Raw genomic sequence first — 15,896 nt, 5'->3', positions numbered from 1 at the left:
CAAAATGGTATTTTGTCCATCTGGGGTGGACAATCTTCAAGATAGGATCATTTGGAGGGGAAGAAATGGAAAATCCGAAGTTAAGGCGATTAGGTGAAGAATGGCTGGAGGAAGTGACGATTCGCCAAATACAGGAGAAGTTTGCTGGTGGGGAACTAACTTCACAGGAATTGGTTTTGCTTTACTTGTACCGGATTGCTTCGATAGACCCAAAGATTAATTCCGTTCTGGAGGTTAATCCTGACGCTTTGCAAATTGCTGCTGCTCTTGATGCAGAGCGCAGGCAGTCTGGTCCGCGCAGCAGTTTGCACGGGGTTCCGATTTTAATTAAGGATAACATTGATACCCATGATAAAATGCATACCAGCGCAGGGTCCTTGGCCCTAAAGAACTCGATTGCCCCCAGAGATTCCTTTGTCGCTGAACAATTGCGAAAAGCCGGAGCAGTAATTCTCGGAAAAACAAACATGACCGAGTGGGCCAATTTCATGGCAATCGGCATGAAGAACGGCTATAGCTCGCGCGGTGGCCAGGTCCTCAATCCATATGGACCGGATAAGTTTGATGTTGGCGGCTCAAGTTCAGGGTCAGGAGCTGCGATTGCTGCCAATTTGGCAGCGGCAGCAGTTGGGACAGAAACCTCAGGCTCTATACTTAATCCGTCTTGTCAAAACTCTCTCGTAGGCATCAAACCAACTGTTGGTCTGATTAGCCGCCGAGGTGTTATCCCGATCGCTCACACCCATGATACAGCAGGGCCTATGGCAAGAACGGTGGAGGATGCGGTGATCCTGTTGACTGCGCTATGTGGGGTAGACGAGGAAGATCCGATTACTTTGACCAACCCGCTTGCTGATCGAGATTTTACTACTCACTTAAAAAAAGACGGACTCGCTGGCAAGAGAATCGGAATCGCCTTAGATGGATTTATCCAGTTTCAAAATAAAGAAAAACAAGAGGTTGTGCTTAGAGCCATTGAAGTGTTAAAAAATTCAGGCTCTGTGGTGATGGAAGAAATAGAAATACCGAGCGCAAAGGAGGACTGGAAATACGATGTATTAACGTATGAGTTTAAAGCAGACTTAAATTCATATTTAAGCCAGTTGCCTCCGACCGTCCCGATTAGAAGTCTAGCTGATTTAATCGAATTTAATCTTCAAGATGAAGAAAAAATGTTGAAATATGGGCAGTCTGTGTTGCTTGAATCTGAAGCAACGAGCGGATCTTTGCGGGAAAAAGAGTATATTGAGGCGCTGGAGTTTGAGCGTTATCATGCCACAAAGCAGGGAATTGATTATGCCTTAGAAAAAAATCAGTTAGATGTCATTGTTTTTCCTGGGGAAGAAGGGTCACATATTAGCGCCAAAGCCGGATATCCTTCCATTGCCGTTCCGATTGGCTATACTTCACTGGGAGAACCAGTCGGGATTACCTTTGCAGGAACAGCTTACAGTGAGCCCGTGTTAATTGAAGTAGCATATGCTTTTGAACAACTGACGAAATCTAGAAAACCGCCCATATTTGAAAAAGAATAACAAGGCAGACTTTCACTCATACTATCATTGACCTCTTAAAAAAGGAGATGATAGGTGTGGGCAGACAGAAACTTGGTAACCAAAATGCTCAGCGTAACAATAATCGTAAAAAAGCGATGAGAACGAGTGAAGAATTGGTTGAATTTGAAACAGGTGAAGATTTGAAGCGGAACCGTCCGCATGGTAAATAAATAATAGGGAAAACGCCTCCTGATTGTGGGAGGCGTTTTAATTTATGTTGATATCACTTTAAGTACGTTGGTAACCGTAAAGACACGGTGATATTTCACGAAATGCGTCGATAATTCCCAAAAACGCGTTGATATCCACCCAAAACTCGTGGATAAATCTAAAGAATACGTCGATACCCACCCAGAACACGTTGATAAACCACAAAACTTGTGGATATCCACCCAAAACGCGTTGATAAATCCAAAAAATACGTCGATACCCACCCGGAAATCGTTGATAAACCAGAAAACGTGTGGATATCCACCCAAAACGCGTTGATAAATCCAAAAAATACGTCGATACCTACCCGGAACACGTTGATAAACCACAAAACGTGTAGATATCCACCCAAAACGCGTTGATAAATCCAAAAAATACGTCGATACCCACCCGGAACACGTTGATAAACCACAAAACGTGTAGATAGCCACCCAAAACGCGTGGATAAATCCAAAAAATACGTCGATACCCACCCGGAACACGTTGATAAACCACAAAACGTGTCGATAACGACCCAAAACGCGTCGATAAATCAATCAATCCGTGCCAGTCACGAAGAAAATCCAAAACCCCACTACTCCTCTTTCAATAACTCCAACGCCTTCAGTGCTGGCCCCTCAATTACACCCCCAGAATAGGCATATCTAGATCCATGGCAAGGGCAATCCCACGTCTTTTCTGCAGCATTCCACGCGCATTCACAGCCAAGATGGGTGCATGATGTATCAACTACATACAATTTGCCATTTTCATCCCGATACCCGCCGGCTCTTTTACCATTAAACATGACAACAGAACCTTCTCCGACTTGCAAATCCTCAGGTTCCCTTGGGAAAAATTCAAGCTTGCCATTAATGAGGTGCTTGGCCACATCCGCATTGGCAGTAAGGATACTTTTTAAATCCGGATCCGCGTGGAACCGTGATGGACCATATAGCTCTTTATAGGGATTGGCACGATTCAATACATAATCCGTTAGCAAATGTCCGGCCAATATGCCGGTGGTCATGCCCCATTTTTTATATCCGGTGGCAATCAGCACATTTTCCCGTTCGGACGTAATCGGCCCGATGTAGGCCACCTTATCCAATGTTACTAAATCCTGAGCAGACCAGCGATAGTGGTACTCATTAATCCCAAATACCTCTTCAGCAAAGTCCTCCAGTGCTTCATAATGGGTAATCGTATTTTCACCTTGGCCCGTTTTGTGGTTTTCACCCCCAATAATCAATAATTGCCCATCCTCGAAAGGGGTGGAACGAATGGATCGTGTCGGTCCATCACCACTGATATACATGCCGCCTGGATACTCTTTATCCGTTTTGATCCCTATGGCATATGACCGTTCTGCATACATTCTGGCAAAATAAAGCCCAGGCTTGTCCCAAAATGGAAAATGTGTAGCCATAATGACATGCTTGCATGTGACACGGTGACCGGCTTTTGTTTCAATTATAGGGGAATCATCTTCGTCCTCAATATTCATGGCGACGGTATTTTCGTATACGGAACAACCTGCCTTTACAGCATCGTCCAAAAGGGACCGCAAGAACTTTAACGGGTGAAACTGAGCCTGATTTCGCATAACCAGGGCCCCTTTAACTGGAATATGTTGAAACGGAATTGTATCCTTTAAAAAGCCGTCAATTCCCAGCCTCTGGTAAGCCTCCAATTCAGTTTTTAATGTCTCAACATACTGTTCCGTGGTGGCATACACATAGGCGTCTTCTTTGCTGAAATCGCAATCCACCCCGGAATTTTCCACAAATTGAATAGCACTCATCATCGATTCATAATACAATTTAGCCTGATCCTCACCGAAATGATTAATTAATTCATCATAAATTATGCTGTGTTGAGCGGTTAATTTGGCTGTGGTATGTCCCGTCGTTCCATTCAGAACACTTCCGGCTTCCAGTAACGCAACTTTAACGCCTTCTTTAGCCAATAAATAGGCAGCCGTAATTCCAGTTATACCGGCACCGACCACACATACATCAACGGAAATATCTTCATTCAATACGTCGAACTTAGGCAAATCGATTTCTCGCCAATAGGTTCGCGGGAATTGTGGGATTTTTTCTGATGGACTCATTGTAACCCTCCAGTTTTTTATGTTTAATTTTTCCTAAATTGAAAAAATCATGTATTTCCGTAAAAAAGAACCCATCAAAGGGTTCCTATGGTTATTTATCGGGATCTATTTTGTCAACGCGTGTGGAACTCTCCATATCCAGCCCACCTCTTAAAAAATGAACGAAAACTCCTCCCGCAATGCCAAGGCAAATGACAAATCCAATCAAAGTTGCCCACCATATAGCCATGGTTAGATCCCCCTTTAGTCAGCTTTCGGAAAGCTTTCTAAAGATATATGCAAAGACGAGAATCTTCTTGCTAGTTCTATGCGTCCGTTAGTCCTTTTTTTTCAAATCCGAATAGTAATCCACCTTTTTAATGTTGACACCTACAAAGGTCTCAATAATCGATTGCCCTCCGGCGATAGAAAAAATCAAAATCACGACAAAGGTGATCTTGGGAAAAAGCAAATAAGCCGTGCCAAAAAAGATAGCACTCCACACTCCGGCACACCAATAGCACTTTAATAAATAGCCGAACATGGATGTTGGGACTTCTTTTGTTGAGGTTTCACCGTCAGCCGTTTCCACGGTTACCTTTTTAACAAAGGGCTTGCGGATGGATTCGGTAATTTTATCAAACACAATTAAATGGGTAAATCGGTAACTGGCCAATATTAGCATGACATACGTCATCCAGGAAATGTCTCTCACTTACAGTCCTCCAAGCCCTGAAATTCCTTGAAAAATATTTTAGTACTACCTGTATATTTTGAGCCTGAAATCAAAAATATATATTCGGAGGAGGCGAAAAAATGAAAAAATCTTTTTGGTTTGGGCTACTGTTTTTATTATCATTGTTTTCGATTCCAAGCATTTCGTTTGCTCAACAAATCTATACCGTTCAGTCAGGCGATTCGCTTTGGAAAATTGCGGTCAGGTATCAAGTGGGAATTTCCGAACTGATTCAGGCCAATCCGCAATTTAAGAATCCTAGCTTAATCTATCCGGGGCAAAAAGTAACCATACCCGATATAAGTGGGGTTAAGTCAATAGAGAATCAAGTCATTCAATTGACGAATCAAGAACGGGCTAAAAATGGCTTAAAGCCTTTGACACCAGATTGGGAGCTTTCAAGGGTGGCGCGCTATAAAGCAATGGACATGCGCGACAAAAACTATTTTAGCCATACAAGTCCAACCTATGGCAGCCCATTCACCATGATGAAGAATTTCGGCATCAGCTATCGCACTGCTGCTGAAAACATTGCGGCGGGACAAACATCCCCTGCGGCAGTCGTTCAAGCATGGATGAACAGTCCAGGACACAGAGCCAATATCCTGAGTACATCATCCACTTATATTGGTGTTGGTTATGCACAAGGAGGTTCCCAGCGCTACTACTGGGTGCAAATGTTTATTTCGAAATAAGGTAGAAGGGTCAGTTCCGATGCGGGACTGACCCTTTCTACGTCTAGAGACCGAGATAAAAATCAAGCTCCAGCGCAATTATGGAACCCCGAGAAAAGAGGTAAGATGATATCAAGATAACGAAAGGGAGTGACAAAGAAAATGAAAAAATTTGGTTTACTTTTAGCAGGTGGGATTGCCGCAGTGGTGTTACTGTCATCCATAGGTCCAATGGTGGGGCTGCTGATTAGCGCAGCACTGCTGTACTTCATCTTTAAAAAGTTCTTACAAGCAAAATCAACTGGTTCTAAAATTGCTTTGGCGATTATTGGGGTGATCATCATCGCGGCTTCCATCCATAACGTCCCAGCCATCATTGGTGTAGCAGCAGCTTATGTGCTTTACCTTGTATATAAAAAGTGGAATGAACCAAAACACACAAAATTCCAAGAAGAATCAGATCCATTTGTGAACTTTGAAAAACAATGGAATGAATTGAAAAATTATTAGAACTCGTAGAATTTGAAGTGCCTAGAGCAAAAAAATCAACATCCAATTTAAAGAACAATAAAAAGGAGAGTATGAACATGACAAATTTATTTTCAAGAATTAAAAACGTGGTAATGGCTGATTTACATGAAGCAATGGATCAAAAGGAACAAAAAAACCCAATAGCGATGCTAAATCAATATCTTCGTGAATGTGAGCTGGAGACTGAAAAGGTACGCAAATTGGTGGAGCGCCAATATAAATTGAAAGATGAATTTTCAAGAGAACAACGGCAAGCAACTGATCTAGCCGAAAAGCGAAAATATCAAGCAGAAGTGGCTTTAAGAGCCGGTGAAACAGAGCTTCATCAATTTGCTCAAGCCGAATATGAACAATATGCCGATAGAGCACAGCGCCTAAGTGCTTCCCTTGAACAAGTAAATGGGCAGCTTGCTGAATTGGAGCGCAAATATGAGGAAATGAAACATAAACTGAAAGACATGCATCTGCGCCGTATGGAACTAATGGGTCGTGAAAATATCGCCCGTGCAAACCACCGCATTAACCAGGTGCTTGATCAAAATGACTATTCAAGCAAATCTTATTCTCGCTTTAAAGATATCGATAACTACTTAGATCGCTTGGAGCATCAAGTCAACAGCTCCTACTATCGCAGCACGATCGATGCCAGAATTGCGCAGCTAGAAAAAGACACGAAATTAGAAGAAAGCAAGTCCATTTAGGCTGAAAAAATGATATTCTAGAAGAGGCGTAGGTTCCTACGCCTTTTATCCATAAAATAAAAAGGGAGGGTGAGCCGATGTTTAAAAATGCTAAAAACGATTATACCGCCTGGCTGGTCTTTATAGGAATCGTTGTGTTGCTGCTGGAAATATTATTTTTCAATAGTGGGCTTATTTTCTCTCTTTTTATCGCTGGTGGAATGATATACCTTGGTAGAAAAAGAATGAAAAAGAAGTTCGGCAGGCTGCTATTTTACGGGGGAATTGTCTTCTTTGCGATCAGTATCTTCAATATGATGACGTTTAAATTTTTATTATTAGCCATCTTACTGCACTTTTTTATTCAATATCTTACTTCCAAAAGAAATCCCAACAAAATGAATCCGCAATTTATTGAACCGGTACAACAGCTAACAATGGAAACACTAATTAAAACGAAACCACTTTTTGAAAATAAATTTATTGGCCAACAAAAAACGCCTAATGGAGTATACGAATGGGATGATATTAACATTCAGACGGGGATTGGTGATACGGTCATCGACCTTAGCTTTACGATGCTGCCTAAAGGAGAAACTGTCATTTTTATCCGCAATATCATCGGAAATGTTCACGTTCTTGTTCCGTATGAATTGGAAGTAAGTATTCATCATTCCGGTATTATGGGTGGCACCAAGGTGTTTGAGCATCAGGAGCAGAAGATTTTTAACCAGGTGTATCAGGTAAAAACACCGGGCTATGACACGGCAGAGCAAAAAATAAAAATCTTTACTTCGCTCATCGTCGGGAATTTAGAGGTGAGCCGAATATGAGTACAACAGGTCGTCAAATCGTCTGGGGAATCACGTTTGGTTTCTTTACTTCGATTTTCATCGGTGCAGTGTTCCTAGTCGTATATCCATTAAATGATTGGTCAGAACTATGGACAAAGCATTTTATGGGTATACCTTTTGTTGTGTTTGTCCCATCCTTTAGTATTGTGATTGGCATCCTTTTGGGAGCATTAACGGGCCTATATTGGCGCAACCAGTTTCTAAGCATTGACCATTCCTTACATCAGCTTGAAGAAGGGAAGCACACCGATTTTCAAGAAAAGCCAGCGATTACCGAAATGCAAACCATCGCCAAAAGAATTGAGAAAATCGGGAAGCAAATTGCCGAGCAGGCCAAGCTATCCCAGCGGCTTGCTACCGAAAAAGTGGAGGACCAAGAGGCAAGAATCCAGGAAATCATTGAACAGGAACGGAACCGACTTGCCCGTGAACTGCACGACTCGGTTAGCCAGCAATTATTTGCGGCCTCGATGATGATGTCTGCAATTAATGAACAGAAATCACCTGAGGAAAATTTTGAAGCCAAACAGCTGAAAATGGTGGAAGAAATGATTCATCAGTCTCAATTAGAAATGCGTGCCCTGCTGCTTCATCTTCGTCCAGTTGCACTCAAAAATAAAACTCTTCAAGAAGGAATTGAGGAGCTGATGCTCGAATTATCTCTTAAGGTAACTATGGATATTAAATGGAAAGTAGAAGCTTTTTCACTTGATAAAGGGGTCGAGGACCATTTGTTCCGAATCCTCCAAGAATCTGTTTCGAATACACTTAGACATGCGAAAGCAAATATCCTAGAGGTATTGCTGATTAAACGTGATGACCTGGTGATCATGCGCATTGTGGATGACGGTGTGGGCTTTCTTGTGGAGGAGGCTAAAGCCGGCTCTTACGGAATGCAGAATATGCATGAACGAGCGCTTGAAATCGGCGGAACCTTAAAGGTCATCAGCGTGAAAAATAAAGGAACCAGGCTGGAAGTAAAAGTACCAGTGTTAAAAAATGGAGATGTGGCAAATGATTAGAGTGTTATTTGTGGATGATCATGAAATGGTGCGGATTGGTGTGTCCGCGTATCTTTCCGCCCAACCTGACATCGATGTGGTTGGAGAGGCGGATAACGGAATGAAAGGCGTAGAGCTTGCGCTTTCCCTTCGCCCCGATATTATCTTGATGGATTTAGTCATGAAAGAAATGGATGGCATCGAAGCAACACGGCAAATCATTGAACAGTGGCCAGATGCCAAGGTTATTATTGTCACAAGCTTTTTGGACGATGAGAAGGTCTACCCGGCACTAGAAGCAGGTGCAACCAGCTATATGCTGAAGACCTCAAAAGCGAGTGAAATTGCTAATGCGGTTCGGGCTACATATCATGGACAATCCGTTCTCGAGCCTGAGGTTACTGGAAAAATGATGATGAAAATGCGTCAGAAAACACAGCACTTGCCCCATGAAGAACTTACTAGCCGGGAGCTCGAAATATTACTGTTAATGGCCGAAGGAAAAACCAATCAGGACATTGCGGATGAATTGTTTATTGCTTTAAAAACCGTTAAAACCCACGTCAGCAATATCTTAAGCAAATTGAACGTCCAAGATCGTACACAGGCCGTGATTTATGCATTTAAACATTCATTAATTAAATAATCTAAGGGACTTTCCAGAGATATACTGGGAAGTCTTTTATTTGTTAGGCTGTGTTAAACTTGGCTGTTGATTTGCGCTCCAGGTGCTTCGCTTTCCGTGGGCGTTTCGGCGAGTCTCCTCGGCGCTTGCGCCTGCGGGGTCTCTCCTGAACCGTACTCCCACAGGACATTGATTTTCATCCTAGAATTTGCCCACGCACGAAGAAAATGCGTTAGCATTTTCGAGGAGTCTTCGCACCTTCCGCTACATTCAACAGAGTGTAAAAAATCAACACTGTTCTTTAACACATCCATTTTTAAAAACAAAAATACTATCTTAATAGAAAAAAACAATTGAAAATTCTTCTCAGTTACTGTTAAAATGAAAATGATTATCATTACTGATTGTACGGAGGATTTTTCAATGAATAGATCTATGATTAAGGTATCGGGGATTTTATTACTTTCAAGCAGTCTATTATTAGGTTGCGGGAATACAGAAAAGACTACTACTGAAAAAGCACCAAAGAAAAAGGGAGCTGTAGAGTTAACAGGAGTAACAGATGAATACCGTCAATATGCCCTAAGTGAAATTGAAGCGTTTGTCACTTCCACAGAAGCTTTTACAACAGCTGTTAAAAATGGCGATATAAACAAGGCGAAAGAGCTATATGGACCATCGCGTATGCATTATGAACGTGCCGAGCCAATTGCCGAGGTGTTCGGTGAGCTTGATCCGAAAATCGATGCCCGTGAAGGGGATGTAGACGAAGCGGAATGGGGCGGTTACCACCGTATTGAAAAAGGTCTATGGGTGGAGAACACCACAAAGGGTTATGAGCAATACGCGGACCAGCTCATGAAGGATGTCAATCTATTAAGAGCAAAGGTTGATACAGTAAAGGTAACACCAGATCTATTGATTACTGGAGCTGTTGACCTGTTGAACGAAGTATCCACATCGAAAGTAACCGGGGAAGAGGACCGTTATTCACATACTGATTTATTTGATTTTGCAGCAAACGTTGAAGGGGCAGAAAAGATTTATGAACTATTAAATCCAGCGTTAGAGAAAAAAGATCCGGCTCTTTCAAAAGAAATCCGCACCCGATTTGATGAAGTATACAGTCTATTAAACAAGCATAAAAATGGTGAAGGCTATAAATTATATACCGATTTAACGTCTGATGAAGTGAAGGAACTAAGTCAGGCAATTGATGCCCTTGCCGAGCCATTGTCACAAATAGGTATTGTTACGGAGGCGTCTTAATTGACAAAGAATTCTACTGACTTAGAAGGACTAACAACAAGTAAAATTTCCAGACGAGATATTCTGAAAACGGCCGGTGTAGGTGGTGTCGGGGTCCTAATAGGTGCCTCCGGTCTAGGAGGTCTGATTTCCATTACGGAAGGCAAGGCATCTAATCCTACCGTCAAAGAAATCCAACCCTTTTATGGAAAGCACCAAAGTGGAATTACAACAAAAACGCAAAACCATGTTTATTTTGCTGCATTAGATGTTACAGCCACACAAAAAAGTGAATTAATCAAGCTACTTAAAGATTGGACAGAGGCCGCTGCTTTTATGACAGAAGGAAAACCGGTTGGCGAGCTTACCAGCAATGAATTTCTTCCACCAAAAGATACGGGTGAAGCGGTGGGGTTATCAGCATCAAATTTAACGGTTACTTTTGGTGCAGGGCCGACTCTTTTCGTGAAAGACGGTCAGGACCGTTTTGGCATAAAGCATAAGCAACCAGCAGAATTAGTAGAGTTGCCGACATTCCCGCTCGATGCTTTAGAAGATCAATGGTCTGGGGGAGATTTGTGTATCCAGGCTTGTGCAGATGATCCACAGGTGGCTTTTCATGCGGTTCGTAATTTAATTCGAATCGCCAGAGGCAAAGCAATTTTGCGATGGGCTCAACCCGGGTTCCAGCGAACAAAACAGGCTGATCCAAAAGAAGGGACACCTAGGAATTTATTTGGCTTCAAGGATGGAACGGTGAATCCGGACGTAACCGATGAAAAGGTCATGAATAAACAGGTTTGGGTTCAGTCAGGTGACGGTCCTGACTGGCTTACTGGCGGAAGTTATCTGGTCGTTCGAAAAATTGAAATGTTTATCGAGGTCTGGGATCGTACCAATTTAAAGGAGCAGGAAGCCACCTTTGGACGCTATCGAATCAGTGGGGCACCGCTCGGGCAAAAAAATGAGTTAGATCGACCTGATTTTAATCATAAAACAGAGAATGGGCAGGATTATATCCCAAAAGACTCACATATGCGCCTGTCTCATGGAGACGGGACCAAGCAAATTCTTCGCCGTGCTTATTCTTATTCCAACGGGATGGATCCCAAAACAGGCAGCTTCGACGCGGGTCTGCTTTTCTTATGTTTTCAGAGGAAACCGAGCAAACAATTCATTCCGATCCAAACGCGGCTTTCAAAACTCGATAAATTGAATGAGTATACGTCACACCGGGGCAGTGCCATTTTTGCCTGTTTCCCTGGAGTGAAGCAGGGAAGTTATATTGGAGAAGCAATTTTTCAATCATGATTTTCCTTTGATCAAAGGGGAGAAAGAAATGCAAAAACAATCAAAAATTCTTCTAATCCTATTTATGGTATTCGTATTCTTGCTGGGGGTACGGCCTGCAGCGGCTGCGGAGAATCATGACGAACTGTTTGTCCTGATTGGTGACAGCTTGATGAAAGCGAAGGCAGGCGACCAGGCTGCGGTTTCGAAAAATATCGAGCAATTCGCCACAGAGTGGGCAGTCATAAAGAAAGTTGACAGTAAACAAGCGAAAAAAGTCGAGCAACAGCTGAAAGAGATTCAAAGTTTACTAGCTAAAGAGAAGGCAGATCAAACGAAACTCTCCAACAGTCTTTCAGCCTTATCCTCATCCGTTGTACAGTATGATGAAGAACAAAATCCGGCTGATAAAAATAAAGACAAAGTAAAGCAGATACAGCCTTTGATTGAAAAATTAAATGCGGTGATTGATGCCGGTGATCAGGCAAAAATCAAATTGCAATACCAGGCTTTATTGAATCAATGGAGTGCATCGGAAAAAGTCGTGCATGATACAAGTATTGCAGCCTACGGTAATATTGAAAAGTACATGGCTTTAATTCGCATTGCGATTACTCAGGAGCCTGCTGACCTTAAAAAAGCAAAAACAAATGCAGAGTTGTTAAAGGCCGAAGTCGATAACTTTTTGGCGGGTAAGAGTTCCAAACAGGAACAAAAGGATTATCAGATTTCCGATTTAATGACACTTTTACAAAAAGCGGAAAAAGCCATTACTCAAAAAGACTATCAAAGTGCCAGCCACCAATTAAACGAAATTCTTACAATCTGGCCAATGGTTGAAGGGGACGTCTCAACAAGGGATGCAAAACTTTACAGTGATCTCGAAACAGAAATTCCAACAGCTATAAGTATTTTAAACTCGGGAAAAGTGAATTCCGAAAAGGCGGCGTCAATCGTAAAAGATTTGAGCTCACGTTTAGAGCCTTTAACAAGTAAAACAGATTATTCCTTCTGGGATGCAGCCTTAATTTTATTAAGGGAAGGTTTAGAAGGATTGCTAATCATTGTTACGCTATTAGCCTTTTTAAAGAAAATCGGTCAGACTGAGAAGCAAAAATGGATTTGGGCAGGGGTTGTTGCGGGTGTGATGGCAAGTGCCATTTTAGCCATCATAATCAATATCGTCTTCTCCAAACTAGTTGCCGGAGCCAGCCGGGAATTGATCGAGGGAATTACCGGTGTTGTGGCTGTGTTTATGATGTTAACTGTCGGTGCCTGGCTCCATAACAAATCTAGTATTGGGAATTGGAACAAGTTCATTAATACACAGATGCAGCAGGCCATTGCCAAAGGGAGTCTCTTTTCCTTTGCCTTTATCAGCTTTCTGTCCGTTTTCCGTGAAGGGGCAGAAACGATTATTTTTTACACAGGCATTACCCCATATATCAGCCTGCAACAGCTTATACTAGGCGTTGTGTTGGCACTGGTGATATTAGCAGTGGTTGGTTTCATGCTGATTTTTTATAGTGTAAAAATTCCAATCAGGCTCTTCTTCCGAGTGGCAACGATATTAATCTACTTTTTGGCCTTTAAAATTCTTGGAATCAGTATCCATGCTTTACAGGTATCGAATATGCTTTCAACGAGTTCAGCAGAACAGCTCCCATTCATCGATTGGATTGGATTCTATCCAACATGGGAAACAACTTTAACACAGATAGGTTTACTTGGGGTTATTATCCTCATGACATGGATCATCCGAAAACGAACGGTTGCATCTCATATTTAAAAAAGGGCGCAGAGCCCTTTTTTTCATGTCAAAATGAAATCAAACTACTATTCACGGGTCTTGTCTCATAGGTTTATAAGGTGAGATGATGTAAAAGGAGACTTAGAAATGGCAGTTTACTATCGAAGTATTTTCTTTTTGGCGGCTACGGCTTTTTTGGGAGAAGGAATTGAAGTCCTGGTCAATATGATATTAGCGAAGGAATTAGGCTCTCATGGGTTAGGGCTGTATATGTCAATTTTACCGACGATCTTTTTAATTGTCCTGTTGGCCAGTTTTGAACTGCCTGTGTCGATTTCAAAATTTATTGCAGAGAAAGAGGAACGGTATCATCGGAATATCCTGTACCATGCGATTACTCTGACGATCATCTTCACCAGTATTCTATTTTTATTAGGAGTTTTAATCATCCCGTATATTCCTGTCTTTAATACGTATCATCCATATATACGCTGGCTGTTACTGATCTTAATACCGGTCATCTCCTTTACTTCAGTAGCACGGGGCTATTTTATGGGGAACCAGCAGATGGGAAAAATCGCTGTCTCCAATTTTCTCAGGAAAATGGTACAGCTGGGTGTTTTGTTTGCTCTGTTCCGGTTCTTTGAATTTAATGCCGAATCATCGTTATTAGTGGCGATCTGCACCTTAATTGGCAGCGAAATAGTTGTCTTTCTTTATTTAGTCCTGATGTTTATGATTCAATTTCAACAATTAAAGCGCCAGCCATTTTCCAACCTTAATCGAAAAATGGTCCGGAAAAACTTAATGGCCGTGTCCATTCCGACAACGGGGATGCGCCTATTTTCAGCCTTTACCAATGCGATACAGCCGTTTGTCATCAAGGCTGCCCTGGTCTATTCCGGAATTACGGAAAAAGCGGCCACTGAGCAGTATGGCATGCTGATGGGTGTGGCCGTTTCAATTGGCTTTTTTCCAGCATTCATCGCACATTCCTTACTGATTGTGTTAATCCCCGCGGTGTCAAAACATTATTCCGAAAAGGATTACCCAACCTTAAGAATAATGCTCCAGCAAGCCATGAAGCTAACCCTTGTATATGGTATCGTTGCGGTCGTAATTTTCTATTTATTTGCTCCACAACTGACATCACTCTTTTTTAAATCAGACACTTCAGCGGTGTATTTACAAATGCTCTGGCCATTTTTCTTGTTCCATTACTTTATCATGCCTTTGCAAGCCTTTATGATTGGTTTTAACATGATAAAAGAAGCCTTCCTCCATATTATTTGGTCAAATGTCATTTCCTTCGCCTTGATCCTATGGCTGGGATCGATGTCGGAATGGCGGATGGATGGAATTATTATTGGTATGAATACAGAGTCAGTCTTGCTGTTTTTAATGCATTATACGACCGTTTGTAAAAAGATTAATGTTTCATTGTTCATGAGGAGTCTGTTGCCAAAATCGTCGGAACGTTAAAAAAGGAGCTGGGGAATTTGATCCCAGCTCCTTTTTTATTAGTCTCTGCTATTTAATATGCCAAAGATACGTAGAATGCTGACAAACAGGTTAATGAAGTCTAAGTATAAGCTTAAAGCGGCAAGTGGAACATCTTCCGGTCTGACACCATGGTGCTTCATCCGACTGATATCAAATAGGACGTAACCGCTAAATACTAATACTCCGATGAAGGAATAAGCCAGCATGCCTGTTGTAGAAAGCGGAATGAACAGTTGGAAAAGTCCGATGGCCACTAAAGCAAGCAAGGCTGCTAACAGGAAACCACCCATGAAAGAGAAGTTCCGTTTTGATTTAGCTGCATAAACGGCAATTCCAGTAAACACCACCGTTGTGGTTCCGAAGGCCATTAACACAACATTTGCACCAGAAGTAGCTAAATAATAAGCGACAATCGGATATAGGGTAATCCCCGAAATAAACGTAAAAATATACAAAAATGAAAAGGAGATGGCTTTTTTACGACGGAAAAACACCGCCGCAAGAATCATCACAAATTCCAAGATAGCTAATGGTAAGAATAACGCCGGCGGGATAAAGGATCCAGCCATCGTTCCAATAAAGGCAATCGCCAGTGACAAGGCAAATGTACGAATCACGGATGGCATTGTTTCAACAGATGTTTGTGTATACAATTCTTCTTCACCTCAAATAATTTGTTACTTTAAACATACGAACGAGTGGTCAAGATGTTTCATTTTTTCTAAAAAAATCTTTCTGTTCTTTTAATAAGTCACGAATTTCAGTAAGCAGCTCTTCCTGTCGATCCATTTTGACTAGCTCTTCCTTAGCTGGTTCCTCTTTCTTTTTAAAGCGATTAATGAATTTGATAAACAGGAAAATAGAAAAGGCAATGATGAAAAAGTCAATAACAGATTGGATAAACAACCCATAATGTAATTTCACATCTCCAAACTTGAACGAAAGCTTGGCCAAATTGATGCCTCCCGTAAGGAAGCCAATGACCGGCATCAACACGTCCTTGACAAGCGAGGAGACAATTTTTCCAAATGCTCCGCCTATTACAACCCCAACTGCGAGATCTAAGACATTGCCCTTCATCGCAAATTGTTTAAATTCGTTCCACATATAAATACCTCCCATAGTTGGTATGTTCAAATTGTACCCTTTATATTTCACCCATTT

18 protein-coding genes are annotated in these 15,896 nt (G+C 41.8%); 12 read left to right on the top strand and 6 right to left on the bottom strand.

The genetic code is table 11. The features are described 5' to 3' along the window. Window positions 1-65 precede the first annotated feature (65 nt). Both ACI3K6_RS12565 and ACI3K6_RS12560 read left to right on the top strand, forming a co-directional pair. Entirely contained in the window at window positions 66-1,535 is a 1,470-nt protein-coding gene (locus tag ACI3K6_RS12565; RefSeq protein WP_435555100.1) for an amidase family protein, read from the top strand. A 56-nt stretch (window positions 1,536-1,591) separates the two neighbouring features. Continuing rightward, window positions 1,592-1,726 (top strand): hypothetical protein, encoded by a 135-nt coding sequence (locus ACI3K6_RS12560; RefSeq protein WP_335479674.1) that lies wholly within the window; start codon window positions 1,592-1,594, stop codon window positions 1,724-1,726. Window positions 1,727-2,069: 343 nt separating this feature from the next. On the opposite strand, the gene ACI3K6_RS12555 is transcribed toward ACI3K6_RS12560, so the two are convergent. From ACI3K6_RS12555 to ACI3K6_RS12540, 4 genes are all read right to left on the bottom strand, one after another. Beyond that, the gene (locus tag ACI3K6_RS12555; RefSeq protein ID WP_435555099.1) at window positions 2,070-2,333 is read right to left on the bottom strand and encodes a hypothetical protein; all 264 of its coding nucleotides are present in this window, start codon (window positions 2,331-2,333) and stop codon (window positions 2,070-2,072) included. 7 nt (window positions 2,334-2,340) lie between these two features. Continuing rightward, window positions 2,341-3,861 (bottom strand): FAD-dependent oxidoreductase, encoded by a 1,521-nt coding sequence (locus ACI3K6_RS12550; RefSeq protein ID WP_435555098.1) that lies wholly within the window; start codon window positions 3,859-3,861, stop codon window positions 2,341-2,343. Between the two features lie 91 nt (window positions 3,862-3,952). Further along, window positions 3,953-4,090, bottom strand: a complete 138-nt coding sequence (locus tag ACI3K6_RS12545) for a hypothetical protein (protein WP_435555097.1) — start codon at window positions 4,088-4,090, stop codon at window positions 3,953-3,955. 87 nt (window positions 4,091-4,177) lie between these two features. Then, entirely contained in the window at window positions 4,178-4,555 is a 378-nt protein-coding gene (locus tag ACI3K6_RS12540; protein ID WP_335480535.1) for a DUF1360 domain-containing protein, read from the bottom strand. Window positions 4,556-4,656: 101 nt separating this feature from the next. Between ACI3K6_RS12540 and safA the strand changes: the two genes are divergently transcribed. The 10 genes from safA (at window position 4,657) to ACI3K6_RS12490 (ending at window position 14,711) form a co-directional block, all read left to right on the top strand. Beyond that, window positions 4,657-5,271: a SafA/ExsA family spore coat assembly protein gene (gene safA / locus ACI3K6_RS12535; RefSeq protein ID WP_435555096.1), complete on the top strand. Its 615-nt coding sequence runs from the start codon at window positions 4,657-4,659 to the stop codon at window positions 5,269-5,271. Between the two features lie 141 nt (window positions 5,272-5,412). After that, window positions 5,413-5,760 carry a lmo0954 family membrane protein gene (locus ACI3K6_RS12530; protein ID WP_335480531.1) on the top strand — a complete coding sequence of 116 codons (348 nt, stop codon included), beginning with the start codon at window positions 5,413-5,415 and terminating at the stop codon, window positions 5,758-5,760. A gap of 77 nt (window positions 5,761-5,837) precedes the next feature. Further along, window positions 5,838-6,482, top strand: a complete 645-nt coding sequence (locus ACI3K6_RS12525) for a PspA/IM30 family protein (RefSeq protein WP_435555095.1) — start codon at window positions 5,838-5,840, stop codon at window positions 6,480-6,482. A gap of 77 nt (window positions 6,483-6,559) precedes the next feature. Beyond that, window positions 6,560-7,294 carry a cell wall-active antibiotics response protein LiaF gene (liaF, locus tag ACI3K6_RS12520; protein WP_435555094.1) on the top strand — a complete coding sequence of 245 codons (735 nt, stop codon included), beginning with the start codon at window positions 6,560-6,562 and terminating at the stop codon, window positions 7,292-7,294. Then, window positions 7,291-8,337 carry a sensor histidine kinase gene (locus ACI3K6_RS12515; protein WP_435555093.1) on the top strand — a complete coding sequence of 349 codons (1,047 nt, stop codon included), beginning with the start codon at window positions 7,291-7,293 and terminating at the stop codon, window positions 8,335-8,337. The genes liaF and ACI3K6_RS12515 overlap by 4 nt, the downstream gene beginning before the upstream one ends. Next, a complete protein-coding gene (locus ACI3K6_RS12510) occupies window positions 8,330-8,962 on the top strand; it encodes a response regulator transcription factor (protein ID WP_335482260.1) in 633 nt (210 codons plus the stop codon). The genes ACI3K6_RS12515 and ACI3K6_RS12510 overlap by 8 nt, the downstream gene beginning before the upstream one ends. A gap of 402 nt (window positions 8,963-9,364) precedes the next feature. Continuing rightward, window positions 9,365-10,210: an iron uptake system protein EfeO gene (gene efeO / locus ACI3K6_RS12505; protein WP_435555092.1), complete on the top strand. Its 846-nt coding sequence runs from the start codon at window positions 9,365-9,367 to the stop codon at window positions 10,208-10,210. Continuing rightward, window positions 10,211-11,500 carry an iron uptake transporter deferrochelatase/peroxidase subunit gene (gene efeB, locus ACI3K6_RS12500; RefSeq protein WP_435555091.1) on the top strand — a complete coding sequence of 430 codons (1,290 nt, stop codon included), beginning with the start codon at window positions 10,211-10,213 and terminating at the stop codon, window positions 11,498-11,500. It begins immediately after the preceding gene. Window positions 11,501-11,528: 28 nt separating this feature from the next. Continuing rightward, window positions 11,529-13,268, top strand: a complete 1,740-nt coding sequence (locus ACI3K6_RS12495) for an FTR1 family protein (protein ID WP_435555090.1) — start codon at window positions 11,529-11,531, stop codon at window positions 13,266-13,268. Window positions 13,269-13,376: 108 nt separating this feature from the next. Continuing rightward, window positions 13,377-14,711 (top strand): polysaccharide biosynthesis protein, encoded by a 1,335-nt coding sequence (locus ACI3K6_RS12490; protein ID WP_335482251.1) that lies wholly within the window; start codon window positions 13,377-13,379, stop codon window positions 14,709-14,711. A 38-nt stretch (window positions 14,712-14,749) separates the two neighbouring features. On the opposite strand, the gene ACI3K6_RS12485 is transcribed toward ACI3K6_RS12490, so the two are convergent. Together ACI3K6_RS12485 and mscL are read right to left on the bottom strand one after the other, a co-directional pair. After that, the gene (locus tag ACI3K6_RS12485; protein WP_335482267.1) at window positions 14,750-15,358 is read right to left on the bottom strand and encodes a Bax inhibitor-1/YccA family protein; all 609 of its coding nucleotides are present in this window, start codon (window positions 15,356-15,358) and stop codon (window positions 14,750-14,752) included. A gap of 76 nt (window positions 15,359-15,434) precedes the next feature. Continuing rightward, the gene (mscL, locus tag ACI3K6_RS12480) at window positions 15,435-15,839 is read right to left on the bottom strand and encodes a large conductance mechanosensitive channel protein MscL (protein ID WP_435555089.1); all 405 of its coding nucleotides are present in this window, start codon (window positions 15,837-15,839) and stop codon (window positions 15,435-15,437) included. Window positions 15,840-15,896 lie beyond the last annotated feature (57 nt).

The sequence above is a fragment of the Neobacillus solisequens genome (assembly GCF_051233465.1).
Lineage (GTDB): Bacteria > Bacillota > Bacilli > Bacillales > Cytobacillaceae > Neobacillus.
The sequence above is the reverse complement of the archived record's forward strand: the minus strand, read 5'-3'. Positions and strand labels throughout refer to the sequence as shown.